The sequence below is a fragment of the Thalassospira sp. GB04J01 genome, from assembly GCF_000751115.1.
Taxonomy (GTDB): Bacteria; Pseudomonadota; Alphaproteobacteria; order Rhodospirillales; family Thalassospiraceae; genus Thalassospira; species Thalassospira lucentensis.
In genome coordinates this window covers 195,536-212,829 of the sequence record NZ_CCDX020000009.1, presented here as the reverse complement: position 1 = coordinate 212,829, position 17,294 = coordinate 195,536, and the positions used below count along the sequence as shown (strand labels likewise).

9 protein-coding genes are annotated in these 17,294 nt (G+C 54.9%); 5 read left to right on the top strand and 4 right to left on the bottom strand.

What is annotated here, in order from left to right; all coding sequences use genetic code 11:
- The first annotated feature begins 175 nt into the window (after window positions 1-175).
- A complete protein-coding gene (locus tag AMM48_RS08205) occupies window positions 176-1,381 on the top strand; it encodes a hypothetical protein (RefSeq protein WP_102783629.1) in 1,206 nt (401 codons plus the stop codon).
- Between the two features lie 79 nt (window positions 1,382-1,460).
- Here AMM48_RS08205 and AMM48_RS08200 read toward each other — a convergent pair whose 3' ends face one another.
- Window positions 1,461-3,728, bottom strand: coding sequence for an NADP-dependent malic enzyme (locus AMM48_RS08200; RefSeq protein ID WP_022733605.1), 2,268 nt, complete (start codon window positions 3,726-3,728; stop codon window positions 1,461-1,463).
- A gap of 450 nt (window positions 3,729-4,178) precedes the next feature.
- A complete protein-coding gene (locus AMM48_RS08195) occupies window positions 4,179-4,679 on the bottom strand; it encodes a hypothetical protein (RefSeq protein WP_102783628.1) in 501 nt (166 codons plus the stop codon).
- A gap of 183 nt (window positions 4,680-4,862) precedes the next feature.
- On the opposite strand from AMM48_RS08195, the gene mutS reads away from it, so the two are divergent.
- The 4 genes from mutS (at window position 4,863) to trpS (ending at window position 13,859) form a co-directional block, all read left to right on the top strand.
- Window positions 4,863-7,586 (top strand): DNA mismatch repair protein MutS, encoded by a 2,724-nt coding sequence (gene mutS, locus AMM48_RS08190; RefSeq protein WP_102783627.1) that lies wholly within the window; start codon window positions 4,863-4,865, stop codon window positions 7,584-7,586.
- A gap of 169 nt (window positions 7,587-7,755) precedes the next feature.
- Window positions 7,756-10,545, top strand: a complete 2,790-nt coding sequence (locus AMM48_RS08185) for a [protein-PII] uridylyltransferase (RefSeq protein WP_279627480.1) — start codon at window positions 7,756-7,758, stop codon at window positions 10,543-10,545.
- Between the two features lie 592 nt (window positions 10,546-11,137).
- Complete coding sequence (gene murJ / locus AMM48_RS08180) at window positions 11,138-12,697, top strand: murein biosynthesis integral membrane protein MurJ (RefSeq protein ID WP_102783625.1); 1,560 nt, start codon at window positions 11,138-11,140, stop codon at window positions 12,695-12,697.
- 160 nt (window positions 12,698-12,857) lie between these two features.
- On the top strand, window positions 12,858-13,859 hold the full coding sequence (trpS, locus tag AMM48_RS08175) for a tryptophan--tRNA ligase (protein WP_102783624.1): 1,002 nt from the start codon (window positions 12,858-12,860) through the stop codon (window positions 13,857-13,859).
- Between the two features lie 102 nt (window positions 13,860-13,961).
- On the opposite strand, the gene AMM48_RS08170 is transcribed toward trpS, so the two are convergent.
- Window positions 13,962-15,530: a hypothetical protein gene (locus AMM48_RS08170; protein WP_102783623.1), complete on the bottom strand. Its 1,569-nt coding sequence runs from the start codon at window positions 15,528-15,530 to the stop codon at window positions 13,962-13,964.
- A gap of 265 nt (window positions 15,531-15,795) precedes the next feature.
- On the bottom strand, window positions 15,796-16,953 hold the full coding sequence (gene ribA / locus AMM48_RS08165) for a GTP cyclohydrolase II (RefSeq protein ID WP_102783622.1): 1,158 nt from the start codon (window positions 16,951-16,953) through the stop codon (window positions 15,796-15,798).
- Window positions 16,954-17,294: the final 341 nt, after the last annotated feature.

Here is a 17,294-nt window from a genome sequence, read left to right as displayed (position 1 = left end):
TCTGGAACAGATTATCACAATCGCGGGCCTTTCCACATACGCTCGGTAAAACCGCACTATCTTATGACCTGACGCCACCCTATATTCTGCCTGAAATCAAGGCTCTGCATTAAACACCTTCCCTGTATCGCCCCTATGCGCACCATTGGTAAAATGATCCTTGGTATAAACCCTCATGACATTTGATTTGATCATCGCATTAACCACACTTGCTGTCGGTGTGGTTTTGGTGCTGCCACGTGTCGCCCATTTCACCCTTTGGCGCGCGGTTGTCACCCCGCTTGCTTCAATCATCGGCAGCGGTTTTTTGTTACTTGGCCCGGTTTTAAGCCATGCATTTGGCGGGTTTGCACCATGGGTCATGGGTGGGCTCTGTGTTGTCGCCTACATGTTTGGCGGCGTGATCCGGTCCAATATTGCGACAGGCGAAAACGCAATCATCACAGGCCAACACGGCACATTGGCCAAAAGGATTGAGACCATCTCATCCTGGGCATTGGCATTTGCCTATATTATTTCTGTTTCCTATTACCTGAATTTACTCGGCGCCTTCGCGCTCAGCATGACGCCGTTTGATAGCCAGTTTGACGCCAAACTTTTAACCACCGGCGTTTTCATCCTGATCGTTCTGATCGGCTGCACCAACGGCTTTAAAAGCCTCGAACGGATGGAATATTTTTCCGTCGCCATCAAACTGGCGATCATTGCCGGACTGGTCATCGGATTAATTGTCAATTTTGGCGATCGGGCAATCCATGAGACGCTGATCTTCAACCCCGAAACCGTCACCGGCTGGCCGGCCATAACCATGGCGCTGGGATTGCTGATCACCGTACAAGGATTTGAAACCTCCCGGTATCTTGGTGCGGTCTATGATGCGCAAACACGGATACGGTCGATGCGTATGGCCCAATGGCTCTCGACCCTGATTTACGTGGTCTACATTGTCCTGATTGCCTATGTGTTTCGCCCCGACCAAATGTCGATGACCGAAACCGGGATCATCAACATGATGCAGATCGTCGCGCCGATTTTGCCCTTCTTGCTGGTTGCTGCCGCCCTGGCCTCACAGCTTAGTGCCGCCATCGCCGACACCAGCGGTTCGGGCGGATTGTTTACCGAACTGTCGCGCAATCGCATCAGCGAACCACAGGCTTATTTCATTCTCGCCGTGATCGGAATTGCCCTGACATGGGCGGCCGACATTTTCGCAATTGTAAATTACGCCTCACGCGGGTTTGCCATCTATTACGGCCTGCAATCGGGGCTCGCCGCCGTCATCGCCATCAAGCAGAAGTCGGGTTTCCCCAAAGTCATCTGGTATCTGGCCCTTGCGACCCTTGGCGCTGCCATTGCGGTATTTGGCCAGACGATTGAGTAACACCAAAACCAATCCGTCATAAAAAATGGCGGGGATGCCGATGCGCCCCCGCCATTTTCAACCGTCGATCAATCCGGTCTTAGTTATGTTCGGCGTCATGCGCGGCAAGCGCTGCCAGATTAACCAGATCATTGACCGTTGCCCCCATCTGGGCAATCTGTGCTGGTTTTTCCAGCCCGATCATCACCGGACCAACCACCGTACCGCCGCCCAGCTTATCAAGCAGTTTGGACGCAGTCGTCGCCGCATGAAGGGCCGGCATCACCAGAACGTTTGCCGGACCCGACAGACGACAGAACGGATACAGCTTCAAAAGCTCGGTATCGAGCGCAACATCCACCGCCATATCGCCATCAAACTCGAAATCAACATTGCTGCGTTCAAGAATGCCAACCGCCTCACGGATACGGTCGGTATCTTCGCTATACGGGTTGCCAAAGGTCGAATGCGATACCAACGCTACACGCGGCTCATGACCAAGTTGACGGGCCTTCTCGGCCGCCTGAATGGCAATCTCGGCAAGCTGTTCGGCATTGGGCACATTATGCACGCGGGTATCGGCGATAAACACCGTCCGGCCCTTGGCAATCGCAATCGAAAGGCCCATCGGGATTTCGCCCTCTTTGGCGTCAATCACGCTGGCAATATCGGTAAAGCTGCGATTGAAGTTCCGGGTCAGCCCGGTGATCAGGCCATCTGCATGCCCCTTTGCCACCATGACAGAAGCAAAAACGTTGCGTTTCTGGTTCACCATCCGCTGGCAATCACGCCACAGATACCCTTTGCGCTGCAGGCGTTCATACACGAACTCGGCATATTCCGCATTGCGGTCCGAAAGGGCCGCGTTGCTGATTTCGACCCCTTCAAGCGTTTCAATGCCAAGGTTCTTGGCACTGGCATGAATGCGGTCTTCACGCCCGATCAGGATCGGCGTGCCATAGCCCGAATTGCGATAAGCAACAGCGGCGCGAATAACGGTTTCTTCTTCGCCCTCGGCAAAGGCGATCCGTTTGGGATGTGCGCGCACATAATCGGAAATCAGCTGAAGATGTGCTGCCGTCGGATCAAGACGCCCGCGCAGCTGATTTTCATATTCCGCCATATCAATGATCGGACGACGCGCCACACCACTGTCCATCGCGGCCTGTGCCACCGCCTTGGGGATCGCAATGATCAGGCGCGGGTCAAACGGGGCTGGAATGATGTATTCCGGGCCATACTGCAAACGCCGCCCGGAATAGGCCGCGGCCACCTCATCAGGCACATCTTCACGCGCCAAGGATGCCACCGCATGGGCCGCGGCAATTTTCATGTCCTCGTTAATCGTTGAGGCCTGCACATCAAGTGCACCACGGAAAATATACGGGAAGCCCAGCACATTGTTGATCTGGTTGGGATAATCCGACCGCCCGGTGGCACAGATCGCGTCATCGCGGATTGATGCAACTTCTTCCGGACTGATTTCCGGGTCCGGGTTGGCCATGGCAAAAATGATTGGCTTTTTGGCCATGCTTTTGACCATCTTGGTCGTCACCGCCCCCTTGGCCGACAGACCAAAGAACGCATCCGCCCCATCCATCGCATCGTCAAGCGTGCGGGCATCGGTGTCGGCTGCGTGGGCTGATTTCCACTGGTTCATGCCATCTTCGCGACCCTTATAGATCACGCCGCGCGTGTCACACATAATAACGTTATCGTGCGACACACCCATGCTTTTGACCAACTCGCAGCAGGCAATCGCCGCCGCACCAGCCCCATTGATCACAAGCTTGATGTCTTTCAATTTGCGCCCGGTAAGGTCACAGGCATTGATCAACCCCGATGCTGCAATGATCGCTGTGCCGTGCTGATCATCATGGAATACCGGAATATCCATGATTTCGCGCAGGCGTTGCTCAATGATGAAACATTCTGGCGCCTTGATGTCTTCAAGGTTAATGCCGCCAAACGATGCGCCAAGGAAGCGCACGCAATTGACAAACTCGTCAACGTCTTCGGTCGAAACTTCAAGGTCGATGCCGTCAACATCGGCAAAGCGTTTGAACAAAACAGCCTTGCCTTCCATCACCGGCTTGGACGCCAGCGCGCCAAGGTTGCCCAGACCAAGAACGGCGGTGCCGTTGGAAATCACCGCAACAATGTTGCCCTTGGAGGTATAATCATATGCCGTCGCCGGGTTCTTGGCGATTTCAAGACAGGGCACCGCAACACCCGGCGAATACGCCAGGGACAAATCGCGCTGAGTGGTCAGCGGCTTGGACGGCGTGATTTCGATTTTGCCCGGACGGCCGCTGGAATGAAACAGCAGCGCTTCGCGGTCGCGAACCTTGATTTCTGAATCTGACATTGTGTTTTCACTGACGCTTGCGTGGTGGGATGGAAAGCTGTGTGTAGTTCATTTCGTTCGACAAGTTTGCGGTGTGGGACCGCCTCATCGAACCGAACAATAAAACAGGCTTCGCGCCCATGGTCAAAGGCGACGTTAACGGCAACCGCAAAATTACGTAGCGTTTTCCGTATGTTGCGCCGCAGCAACCCCTATTTGGGCAGGTCAGAACTGCCCACCTTATTGTATCCCCCACCGCCATAACAGACCGCATCAAGACAATGATCTGGCGGAATTATCGTTTTTTTTCAGTGCGATAATTACATCGCCGTCGACATCACCAACGTGACCCCGTTTTGCCAAGCAATGCCCCCTTATGCGATCATTCCACAGAGTGAAAAAAGGCGACCACCATGGGCCGCCTTTAAAATCAGGACCGTTTTCATCTATCGCCTGACCTGCAATCGGGCGTTATTTTGCCTGATGCAGGTGGATGTTGGTCGCGCCATGCTTTTGCAAAATCGCCTGCGCAGCACTTTCACCGGTTTTATTGTCCGGGGCAATCCGCACCCACAGGATCACCGACCCGGCATCAATGGCACGGGCAAAATCATCGGTATGCGGGGTCGATGTCACTTCGCCAATAAATTCGCGCAGGGCCACCGCCCCAACACCAGCCCCCACCGCAATTGCCGCCGGGGCGGTTGCCGCACCACCAAACAGCGCAATTGCGCCCGAGGCCACCAAGGGCACCTCATATTTGACTTCCCCGACAAGTGCTGTCAGCACATCACCCCATGACCGCCCGTCTGATCCGGCGACATCAATCGATTCGTGGGAACTCAAAACCGAAAGATCCGTGCGCTTAAAACCGCTATCGCGCAATTCGCGCACGGCCGCGTCAAAACTGTCTTTGGTGTCGAACAAACCTACCAGTTCCGGGGCCTGCGTTGTGGTCTGGTCTTCTGACATTTTGCTGTCTCCTTGATGACTGGTCATCCGTTCGTTTTCACGCCATCATGCCGTCTGGAACGAAAGATCCCTTACTATCTATATTTTACGGAAATTCAGGCGTTGCAATGGCATAGATCAAGTTTTATCACCGCGGCTCCTTGCCCCTCGTAAATGCCTTCAGGGTTTGCTATCAAAACCATCATGAACAATATCGCTGACACATCCGATACCACACCCATCGCACCATCCTTTTCGCTGGAGGGTGCGACCCCGATGATGATCCAGTTCCTTGAAATCAAGGAACAGTATCAGGACTGCCTGCTGTTTTATCGGATGGGCGATTTTTACGAGCTGTTCTTTGACGATGCGGTCAAAGCCGCCGAAGCCCTTGATATTGCCCTGACAAAACGCGGCAAGCATCAAGGTAACGAAATTCCCATGGCCGGTGTTCCCGTCCATAGTCACGAAACATATCTTCAGCGTCTGATCCGCAAAGGATTCCGTGTCGCCGTCTGCGAACAGATGGAAGACCCGGCCGAGGCCAAAAAACGCGGGGCCAAATCCGTGGTCAAGCGCGGTGTCGTGCGCCTGATCACGCCGGGCACCCTCACCGAAGACAGCCTGCTTGATGCGCGCCGCCATAACTATCTCGCTGCAGTATCGGAACTGCGCGGCAAGGTTGGCTTGGCATGGCTTGATATGTCGACCGGTGATTTTTACGTTCAGCCGACCGATATGGGCGGATTGCCTGCCGCACTTGCCCGGCTTGATCCCGGTGAAATCCTGTTTTCCGACCGGTTGCTCAACCGCCCGGACGTTTTTGATCTTTACGCCGAATATAAAAACATCATCACCCCGCAGCCTTCTGCGCGCTTTGATGCCGAAAACGCGCAATTGCGCCTAAAAAAGCTGTATCAGGTCGAGGCACTCGACGCCTTTGGCGGCTTTGAAGTTGCCGAACTATCTGCTGCAGGCGCATTGATTGACTATGTCGAACTGACCCAAAAAGGTCAGATGCCGCGCCTGTCCCCGCCGACCCGCCTTGCCGCCGGGGCGGCAATGGAAATTGATGCCGCCACCCGACGATCCCTCGAACTGATCCAGACCCAGTCAGGGGATCGCAAGGGATCGTTGCTGTCGGTCATTGACCGCACCAAAACCGGGGCTGGTGCGCGTTTGCTGGCCGCCCGTCTGTCGGCCCCGCTCACCAGTGCCGATGAGGTTAACAAACGCCTTGATCTGGTGGAATATTTCCATGATCGCGATGGATTGCGGTCTGATTTACGGTCCGGTCTTGGCGAATGCCCTGATATTGAACGCGCGCTGTCGCGGCTTTCCGTTGGCCGTGGCGGCCCGCGTGATTTGGCCGCCATGCGCGATGGTCTGGCCTGCTCGTTTGCGATTGGCACCCTTTTGGGCAAGCCCGATGGTGGCAATGATGGCCTGACCGCACAGCCAGAATCGCTGACCGATCATGTCACCCGCATGGGCCATCACGGCGATCTGATTGACCTTCTGCGCCGCGCCATTGCCGAAAGCCTGCCACTGATGGCGCGCGATGGCGGCTTTATTGCCGGGGGATATCATCCCCCACTTGATGAATTGCGCATGCTCTCAAGCGAAAGCAAAAAGCTGATTGCCAATCTTCAGGCCCGCTATACCGAGCAAACCGGCATTGCCAACCTTAAGGTCAAACACAACAACGTATTGGGCTATTTCATCGAAGTGTCGGCCAAACATGCCGACAAGATGATGGAAGTTGATGAGTTTATTCACCGTCAAACCATGGCCAATGCCGTGCGCTTTACGACCGTGGAACTGTCCGAACTTGAAAGCAAGGTTTCCAAGGCGGGCGATCAGGCCCTTGCCCTTGAACTTGAACTGTTCGAAGAACTGGTTCAGGCCGTTCTTGCCAAGGCCGATGACATTGCCAAATGTGCACAGGCACTCGCCGGGCTCGATGTCTCGGCCGCCCTTGCCGAACTGGCGCGTGATCGAAACTGCATCCGCCCGCAAATTGATGACAGCCTGTCGTTTGATATTACCGCCGGGCGTCACCCGGTGGTCGAGGCCGCCCTTCGCGAAAATGCCGACTCGCCCTTTGTCGCCAATGATTGCCGCCTTGAGGATGAACAAAGCCTGTGGCTGATCACCGGCCCGAACATGGCTGGTAAATCGACCTTCCTGCGTCAAAACGCCCTGATTGCTGTTTTGGCCCAGATCGGGGCGTTTGTCCCGGCGGCCAAGGCCCATATTGGCGTGATTGATCGGCTGTTTTCCCGTGTCGGTGCGGCCGATGATTTGGCACGCGGTCGATCCACCTTCATGGTTGAGATGGTCGAAACCGCCTCCATCCTTAATCAGGCAACCGACCGCTCCTTGGTCATCTTGGATGAAATCGGCCGTGGGACGGCGACCTTTGACGGTCTGTCGATTGCGTGGGCAGTGGTCGAAAACCTTCATGAAATCAACAAATGCCGGGGTTTGTTTGCCACCCACTATCACGAACTGACCGCCCTTGCCGCCAAGCTTGATCATCTGTCATGCCACACCATGCTGATCAAGGAATGGCAGGGCGAGGTTGTCTTCCTCCATGAAGTCGGCTTGGGCAGTGCCGACCGGTCTTATGGTATTCACGTCGCCCAATTGGCCGGCCTGCCAAAACCCGTGATCAAACGCGCCGAACAGGTGCTTAAAACCCTTGAAAAGGGCCAACAGGGCGGCGCGGTTTCAAAACTAGCCGATGACCTGCCCTTGTTCGCCGCCGCCATTGAGCAGGCCGCACAGGAAGACCGCGCAGCCACACCTGCCCTGTCGGACGATCAAAAGGCATTGCTCGATGCCCTTGGTGATATCAATCCCGATGACATGACCCCGCGCGAAGCGCTTGAAGCGCTCTATCGCTTACAGGCATTGCGCGGATAAGCCGATAAAACGCAGGTCGCGGCCAATTGCAAAAAAACGCATGAAAAACAGGCACCTTGCCCCTATATCAGGCAGGTGCCTGTTTTGATTTGATCAGCGATTGGCCGCCAAACATGGTAAACATGGGGTATCGTGATCGGTCAAAACTCTGGCATGGCACATGCAGTGAATGATATTGCAGAACCTGCAGTCAAAAGGCGCAAGGAAACGGCAGCCCGCTATGTATAAAATTAAGAAACAGCGCGAAATCATTGACCGCAAAAAGGTCTTTGCCGATCTCACGGCGATTGCCAATGATCCCGATCTGAATAATTTCAAACAGCGCAGCGCCCTTCTGACCAAGCTGAAATCGGTGATGGAAAGCGGACGTGAAGTTATCCGGGCGCGGTTCGAAGAAAGCAATTCCGGGCAGGATACCGTCTTTTCCAACAGCTTCCTGATGGATCAGATTGTCCGCCTTATCCATGATTTCGCCACCAATTTTATCTATCCGCTGCACAATCCGACCAATGAACAACGCATGTCGGTGGTGGCTGTCGGCGGCTATGGCCGGGGCGATATGGCGCCGCATTCCGATGTCGATATCCTGTTTCTGTTTCCCTACAAACAAACCGCCAATGGCGAACAGGTGGTCGAATTCATCCTCTATATGCTGTGGGACCTTGGCCTGAAGGTCGGCCATGCAACGCGGTCCGTCGATGATTGCCTGCGCATGGGCAAACAGGACATCACCATCCGCACCAACCTGCTCGAAAGCCGGTTCGTCTGGGGCGATGAGGAAACCTATAACGTCTTTCGTGCGCGCTTCATGGATGAGCTGGTCAAGGGCAGCGGCCTTGAGTTTATTGAAAAGAAACTCGGCGAACGCGATGACCGCCATGTGCGTATGGGCGACTCACGCTATGTCGTGGAACCCAATGTCAAGGACGGCAAAGGCGGGCTTCGCGATCTGCATACGCTGTTCTGGATTGGAAAATATCTTTACCGCGTCAATTCCCCGATGGAACTTGTTGACCTTAAAGTCCTGACCCGCAAGGAAGCTCAGGGGTTTTTAAAAGCCCAGAACTTCCTGTGGGCGGTGCGCTGCTGGCTGCATTATCTGTCGGATCGTGAAGAAGACCGCCTGACGTTCGACATGCAGCGCGATATCGCCGAACACCTTGGCTATACCGATCATGCCGGGGCATCGGGCGTCGAACGGTTCATGAAGCACTACTATCTGATGGTCAAACATGTCGGCAACCTGACCCGGATTTTCTGTGCCGCGTTGGAAGAACGCCATCAGCGCCGCCCACTGATCCGCTTCCCCGGCAAACTGTTTGGCACCAAGGAAATCGACGGGTTTGAGCTGCGCAATGACCGTCTCACGGTTGAAAACCTCAATGTTTTCAAAAAAGACCCGATCAAGATTTTGCGCCTGTTTCTGGTGGCCAATCAAAACGGGGTCGGCATTCATCCCGAAACGCTGCGCTGGGTCACCCAAAGCTTAAAACACATCGATCACAAGCTGCAAAACGACCCGGACGCCAACGAGGTGTTCCTTGAAATCCTCACCCAGCGTCAAAACCCCGACATTGTCCTTCGTAAAATGAACGAAGCCGGGGTATTGGGGCGATTTATCCCCGATTTCGGCCGTGTCGTGGCGCAAATGCAATACGACATGTACCACACCTATACCGTGGACGAGCACACCATCCGCGCGATTGGCGTGCTCAATCAGATTGAAAATGGCGAACTGGTCGATGATGCGCCGGTGGCCACCCGCATCATGGGCAAGGTGATTTCACGGCGTGTACTTTATGTCGCAGTGTTGCTGCATGACATTGCCAAGGGACGCGGTGGCGATCATTCCGAACTGGGGGCTGAAGTCGCCGAAAAGCTTTGCCCGCGTCTGGGATTATCCCCCGCCGATAGCGAAACCGTCGCATGGCTGGTCAAGGCCCACCTGTGGATGAGCCTGACCGCGTTTAAACGTGACCTCAATGATCCAACGACGATCAAGGCATTTGGCGATCTGGTACAATCGCAGGAACGGTTGCGCCTGTTGCTGTGCCTTACCGTCGCCGATATCCGGGCGGTGGGACCAAATGTCTGGAATGGCTGGAAAGCCACCCTTCTGCGCGAACTTTATTATGCCGCTGAGGATCGCCTGTCAGGCGGGCTCAATGCCGACAGCCGCGATTCGCGCGTTGCCAACGCCCAGATGGCGCTCCGTGAAGCACTGGTCGACTGGCCAACCGATGACATCGAAGATTTCATTGATCGCGGCTATCCGTCCTATTGGCTGAGTTTTGATACCGACGTTCACGTTCATCACGCCCATCTGACCCGCGACGCCAAGAAAAGTGGCGCTGACATCACGGTTGATGTGCGCATTGATACTGAAATTGACGCCACCGAAATCACCGTGCACACCACCGACCACCCCGGTCTGTTTTCCCAGATTGCCGGATCAATGGCGCTGTGCGGGGCGAATATTGTCGATGCCAAAATCCTGACACTGGCCGATGGCATGGCGCTTGATACCTTCTTTATTCAGGATGCCAACGACGAAGCCTTCAATGACAAGGCCAAGCTTGAAAAGCTGCGTGAAACCCTCGAACAGGTGATTTCCGGGCGCGTACGCCCCAGTCAGGAACTCGAACGCCGCCAGATCAAGGATAACAAACACAGAACGGCAGTCTTTAAGGTCGAACCCAACGTCATTATCGACAACAAGGCCAGCCGCACCCACACGGTGATCGAAATTTCCGCCCGCGACCGTCAGGGTCTTTTATATGACATCACCCGTGCCTTGCGTGATCTGTCATTGCAAATCGCCTCGGCCCGGATCTCAACATTTGGCGAACGCGCAGTGGACGTTTTCTATGTGAAGGATGTGTTCGGGCTTAAAATCGACAGCCGCACCAAGTTTGTGCAGGTCAAGGAAACCCTTAATCAGGCGATCCAGAATAATTAGGACCGCACTACGAGGGCCAGAACCCAGAGCATTAAGGCGACCGTCAGGATCATTGTCCTGACGGGTCGCAGTCTAAAGCATGTTGCATTTAATCTGCCCCATGCTTTAACCCCGCTCGACCGGTTTGATCCCCACTCCTGTGCCACGCAAGGTGACACCCCAGAAAGGATCAAATCCAGTCGAACTGGTCGACTATTTTTAAGCGCGTATCTTTTGGAATTTTAGACGGACGGGGAAGGGCAATCCAAAACTGACGTCGTGACCTGTTATTCACGACATCGCTTTCCTCGGAGTGCAGCAGGTTAAGGTGGACTCCCTTATAATCCCCGACCATCCAAATAATGAGGCTCGCGTCCCAACGAATCTCAGCAAGAGGGAACTTATCGTTATTGAATGCATTTTTCTGTGACGGTCGTCACAGTTGTGAAAATGAATCATTCGCAACATCAGGTTTCATATTTTTGTGACATTGACGCCGCCCCGCATCGCCCTTGATTACGACTTCTTCACTTTCCCCTGTCAGATTTCCCCATGCCAATACCGGGCCGATACCAGGCCGATAACCGGCTCCTTGAAACGGATTAAACACGCAATGTCGCTTGTACGCTCCATCGCCACCGTCAGTGGCTTTACCCTGATCTCGCGCCTTTTGGGGTTCTGTCGTGATATCCTGATTGCCGGGATGTTGGGCGCAGGTGGCATTGCCGATGCGTTTTTTGTCGCGTTTAAATTTCCCAACCTGTTTCGCCGCCTGTTTGGCGAAGGCGCGTTTTCCGCCGCCTTCATCCCGCTTCTGGCCGGGGACATCGAAAAACGCGGACTTGATGTCGCACGTGAATTTGCCGCGCGCGCCATGTCGATGCTGGTGCTCATCACCGGTTTTCTGGTCGCGATCATTGAAATCATCATGCCGTGGGCGATGTATGTCTTTGCCCCCGGATTTGCCGAAGACCCGGAAAAATTCGCGCTTGCCGTCGAACTGTCGCGTATCACCTTCCCGTATCTGGCGTTTATTTCCGCCGTCGCCCTGATGTCGGGTGTTCTCAACACCCTGCACCGCTATGCCGCTGCTGCTGCTGCCCCGATTATCCTGAACATCTGTCTGATTGGCGCACTGCTGGGCCTGGCACCCATTACCGAAACCCCTGCCCACGCGTTGGCCTGGGGCGTTGCCTTGGCCGGGGTGGCGCAATTCATCTTTCTGGTGATTGCCTGCAAACGTGCCGGATTTGCCATTAAATGGCAGCTTCCCAAAATTGATGACCGGGTGAAACTGCTCGGCAAACGCATGATCCCGGGCATGATTGGTGCCGGGGTGTATCAGATCAACCTTTTGATCGATACCATGCTGGCCTCTCTTGTGTCTGACGGCGCGGTATCGTGGCTGTATTACGCCGACCGGGTTCAACAACTGCCATTAGGCGTGATTGGCATTGCGATTGGCACGGCCTTGTTGCCCACCCTGTCGCGCCAGTTACAGGGAACCGATCCCGCAGTTGCCATGTATAGCCAAAATCGCGGCATTGAAATCGCCCTGCTTCTAACCCTGCCCGCGGCCGTGGCCCTTGGCGTGATGGGTATTCCGGTGATTAATGTTCTGTTTGAACGCGGCGCATTTGGCGCAAGCGAAACCCAGATGACCGGTCTGGCGCTGACCATCTTTGCTTTTGGCCTGCCGGCATCGGTTCTGGTTAAAGTCCTCGCGCCGGGCTTTTTCGCCCGCGAAGATACCAAAACCCCGATCCGCATTGGCATCTTTGCCATGGTGCTCAACATTGTTCTGATCATTGTTTTAATGCCGCAATTCGGGCATTTGGGCATTGCCGCGGCCACATCGACGTCGGTCTGGGTCAATGCATTTTTGCTGGGCTATTTGCTGCGTAAACGCGGCGATTTGACCTTTGATGCCCGGTTGCTTAAACGCGTGCCGCGCATTCTGATCACCTCGGCCCTGATGGGGGCGGCCCTTTGGTTTGCCATTGATATGTTCTGGCAAAATGATGCCACCTCAATCACGCGCATCTTGATCATGGCCGCTTGTGTTTGTGGTGGGATTACAGTGTACGCGCTAAGCGCACAGCTGCTCGGTGCCACCAGCTTCTCGGAACTCAAAGCAACCTTGAAGCGCGGAAAACCCACCGCACAGGAATAATTGGCCTAAAACCCCGCATTTACCGACAAGCTGCTTGACCAAATCGGGTCAGGCGGCTTAACTCCGCGCGTTGGTTTGCAGCTCGTCCGCCGGCGGGTGTCCACAACCTGGCGGAGCTTGCAAACCCGGTTTTGTTTTTATTGAAATGGACGACAGCATAATGGAACGTGTGTTTTCGGGCGCTCAGCCCACCGGTAACCTTCATCTTGGCAACTATCTTGGCGCAATCCGCAACTGGGTTGCTCTGCAAAAAGATTTCGAATGCATCTTCTGCGTCGTGGATATGCATGCCATCACAGTCTGGCAAGACCCCAAAGAACTGCGTTCCAACATCCGCGAACTTGCGGCCAGCATGATCGCCTCGGGCATTGACCCGGAAAAACATGTTCTGTTCAATCAAAGTCAGGTGTCCGCCCATGCCGAACTGGCGTGGATCTTTAACTGTGTCGCGCGTATCGGTTGGCTCAACCGCATGACCCAGTTCAAGGAAAAGGCAGGCAAGCACCGCGAAAATGCGTCCCTTGGCCTTTATGCCTATCCCAGCCTGATGGCCGCTGACATTCTGGCCTATAAAGCCACCCATGTGCCGGTCGGCGAAGATCAGAAACAGCATCTTGAACTGGCGCGCGACATCGCATTGAAATTTAACAATGATTACGAGGTCGAAGGCTTCTTCCCTCAGCCAGAACCCCTGATCCTTGGTCCGGCAACGCGGGTGATGTCGCTGCGCGATGGGTCGAAAAAGATGTCAAAATCCGATCCGTCGGAAATGGCACGCATCAACATGACCGATGACGCGGATACCTTAAGCAAAAAAATCCGCAAGGCCAAAACCGACCCGGAACCCCTGCCGTCCGAGGCCGCTGGTCTTGAAGGCCGCCCCGAAGCCAAGAACCTGATCACCATCTTTGCGGCACTCACCGACAGCACGGTGGATGCCGTTCTGGCAGAACATGGTGGCACCCAGTTCTCGGGCTTTAAACAGGCCCTGACCGACGTGGTTGTAACCAACCTCGCCCCAATCACCGAAGAAATGGCCCGTCTGAACAACGACAATGCCTATATCGATGCGGTTCTGGCCAAGGGTGCTGAACGCGCCAACGCCATCGCCCAGCCGATCCTGCGCGAGGTCAAGGAAACCGTCGGCTTCCTGAATTCATAATCGACCTTGGCCTGAAACACCAAAAGCCCGTTTGTCCAAGCTTTTCAAGCATGACAGACGGGCTTTTTTCATCAGCGAAACACCATAGTCGCAAACATCAAATCAGATGGCGTTTGCCGGGTTTTGGCGATTCTGCTGCATGTCCTGATATTTTTTCAGACCATCCATCATGGTTTGGCTAAACCAGGCACCCACTGGCGCATCGCCGTCGATATGGCTGGTGGCTTGCTCCATCAAAGGATGCACGACGGGTGTTGCCGCAGTCTCTTCGTGTTGGGCAACGCTGTTGCTGCTGGTATCGCGGTTAAAGCTTCCGGAAATTTTACCCTGTGCGGCGGGCGTGTTACCCGATGATACAGTTTCTTGTGCCGGGGTTTGGGCCATGGCTTGCGACGAGTCTCGGCCAAGGGCCGCGTTAAACTTTGCTGCCATTTCGGCTGCTGACAACGGCGTTCCACCATTCCTGAAATCAGCAAACGCCTGTGCCGGGCTTACCGAATTTTCCCGGAGCGCGTTTTGATCTGCTGATGGGCTCTGCCCGCTCATGTCCTCAACGGCATCAACATTGGCAGCAGCCTGTTTCGCCTGACGCGATTCATGGGCTGCCATTTCCGGTGACAGGGCAAAGCTGTTGGTGGTTCGGCTAACACGGCCACTGCTTTGTGCCCGGGCCCACACCGTATCGCCGCCTTCACTGCTAAAGGATGCCGGGCGGATCGGGTTGCTGCCATTCTGCGGTGAATGTGTCGCCGCTGTTGTCCGGGTCAAGCTCGACACCGGGCTATTGCCGCCAGCCGATGCCATGGCAACGGCCAGTTCGGCCGGATCGCTCTGCACCGCCTCCGCCATCTCCTGAAGCGCATTCGTGCTTTGCGCTGAGTCAGAAACTTGAGCTGATTTTTGGGGTGCGTTTTCGGCCATAGTCGCAGCCGGTGTTGCCTGCGCCCATGGGGTATTAAGATCAGATGCCTTTGGCCCGGAAATGGTCGAAGCGGCATTTTGCGGCCCCGCATCAAGGGCGGCATATTCAACACCCCCCACAGGCGCGGCCTGAACGATCGTCGATTGTTCTGCTGCTGTAGCTGGAATTCCCGCAGGTCGGCCCTGGCTTGCCTGTCCGGCCATCCACGGCAGAACAAGATCACCCTGATATGTCCCGTCAAAGGAAGCATTTGCAATGGTATCAGCACGGGCCGTCACCGCATCGGGCGCATCCGCGCCAGACGGCGCTGCATCGACAACAGCTGTGCCGTCATCGGTTGGCGCCCCATTAAAACTGTCTTCAAGGAAGGCCATGACATGGGCGCCGGTATCTTCACCACTGACCGCGTCAACAACGGCATCAATTGCCGCCCCGGCCAGTCCGAAGACACCGCCAAACAAACCGCCGCCAACAACGCGTGCGCCATTGCCCAGCTCATCGCCGGTGAGTGACCGATACAGCATCCCGACACCGGGAATATGTTGCAGCGGATTGATCACGTCGAGCACATCGGAAAACTCAAACCCGTCTTCTCCGAACATATAGTCGGAAAAGTCGCGCCCTTCTTGCGCGCCATCAACGAGCTGCTCACCCGGACCCGAATTTGCGAATTTGTTGTTCGCAACATCCTTGGTCAGGCCCGCAACACTGCCGGGCGAATTTTGCCGCCAATCTGCTCCAATCGACATGTTTGTCCTCCTCTTGCCCCATACTTTGCAAAAGGAGTGCCAAACTGGCACATATTTAAGTTATTGTTATATATGAGAAATATTCAAATTCGGCAGACGCCATTTCTGCCTGTCGGAATCTTCTGCCGGGTACGGGACCAAAACCGTCAATCCGTGCAGAACGTGCCGAAAATGATGGGTTCACGCGTATCGGAGCGCAGCGTACTAAAAGTACGTGAGCACCGAAGCACAGGGAAACCGACATTTGCAGGCCATTCGGGGCGGATTAAAACAGGTGACCCGCACGGTCTTTCTTGGTCTGAAGATAAAACGCATTATGCCCGTTGGATGGGAATTTGTGCGGCACGCGTTCGGCAACCTTAACGCCCCAACCTTCAAGCCCTTTAAGCTTTTCCGGATTGTTGGTCAGCAACCGGACCGAACCAAAGCCCAACTGACGCAGCATTTCAGCTGCTGGGCGATAGACCCGTTCATCGGCATCAAAGCCAAGTTCCTCGTTGGCATCAAGCGTATCAAACCCGCGATCCTGAAGGGCATAGGCACGCAGCTTATTGACAAGCCCGATGCCGCGCCCTTCCTGACGCAAATACAAAATAATGCCACCCTGCCCGCTTTTGGCAATTTCGGAAATCGCCCCGCGCAATTGCGGCCCGCAGTCACAGCGCAACGAGCCGATCAAATCGCCGGTAAAGCATTCCGAATGCAGCCGAATAAGAACGGGTTGATCCTTGGCTGGTGCATCAATGACAATCGCCAGATGTTCCTGCCCGCCATCTTCGGGGCGAAAGGCAATCACCGTGGCGTTTTCGGCATCTTCAAGCGGCACACGGGCCTGACTGACTTCGCGGAGGCTCGCGGCAGATGCATCTTCGTAGCCGTTAATGCTTTCAGATTGCAAAACGAGTAAATTCTGCGCCCGGGCCAAGTTTTCGAGCTGATCGGCCCCAACTGGCACCGTGACAACAGCGGGCAACAAGCGGGCAAGCTTTGCCAACCGGATTGCCGCCGTTTCGGCCATGCTCACCGCACGCCAGTTCCCGTCTGGCAACTGGTCAAGATCAAGCAACGGATTGGCAATTTCGCCCAAACGGGCTGCATTAATGTCGGACTGCTTCTGGCTGACAAAGGCAACAAACGAGTCTTGTTCGCACGCACCGCCCAGGGATCTTGCACGCACCCGCGGCAAAATAATTGCCGGGCTTTCGGTGTTGTGGGTAATGTCACACAGGCGCTCAAACCCGGCTTGCGACAAGGGCTCTGCGGCAATCACCGCAACGCTGTGGACCGCACCGTCCAAATGGCCCTGAACCAGAACAATTTCACCGCGGCGTAAATCCGCAACCGCACGCGATACTGTCACCAGATCGGTGGCCGGGATTGAATTGCTGTCATTCTGGGCCGTGGCGGCAAAGCTTTGGGTCATTGTTATCTTATCGTTAGGGGTCAGAGGCCATTTAAGCGATCACAACATCGCGATCTGGTCGTAAGGGGCTAGATAACGGGCCGTAATGATTAATATAAGCGAACAGTTCAATCGGGTTTATTCTGATGTCTTGCGCAAAATCGCAGGAAGATAGACATCTTTCAAGGTTTTGTGACGCGGCCAACCAACAGAGCATAGCGTTTGGTGGTTGGGATGTATTAATTAATCCGGGTCGGGCAGAGGTCAATGGGTTAAAACGAAAACAGTTTGTTCTTGAAATAGCATTATGCGACGCTCTCCCCAGATATATGGCGGCGCATGAACGGATATTCCACAAAAAC

What these genes read in the sequence shown, in the direction of transcription:
- AMM48_RS08205 (WP_102783629.1), top strand. Translation starts at nt 176, where the DNA reads ATGACATTTGATTTGATCATCGCATTAACCACACTTGCTGTCGGTGTG.
- AMM48_RS08200 (WP_022733605.1), bottom strand. Translation starts at nt 3,728, where the DNA reads ATGTCAGATTCAGAAATCAAGGTTCGCGACCGCGAAGCGCTGCTGTTT.
- AMM48_RS08195 (WP_102783628.1), bottom strand. Translation starts at nt 4,679, where the DNA reads ATGTCAGAAGACCAGACCACAACGCAGGCCCCGGAACTGGTAGGTTTG.
- mutS (WP_102783627.1), top strand. Translation starts at nt 4,863, where the DNA reads ATGAACAATATCGCTGACACATCCGATACCACACCCATCGCACCATCC.
- AMM48_RS08185 (WP_279627480.1), top strand. Translation starts at nt 7,756, where the DNA reads ATGATATTGCAGAACCTGCAGTCAAAAGGCGCAAGGAAACGGCAGCCC.
- murJ (WP_102783625.1), top strand. Translation starts at nt 11,138, where the DNA reads ATGTCGCTTGTACGCTCCATCGCCACCGTCAGTGGCTTTACCCTGATC.
- trpS (WP_102783624.1), top strand. Translation starts at nt 12,858, where the DNA reads ATGGAACGTGTGTTTTCGGGCGCTCAGCCCACCGGTAACCTTCATCTT.
- AMM48_RS08170 (WP_102783623.1), bottom strand. Translation starts at nt 15,530, where the DNA reads ATGTCGATTGGAGCAGATTGGCGGCAAAATTCGCCCGGCAGTGTTGCG.
- ribA (WP_102783622.1), bottom strand. Translation starts at nt 16,953, where the DNA reads ATGACCCAAAGCTTTGCCGCCACGGCCCAGAATGACAGCAATTCAATC.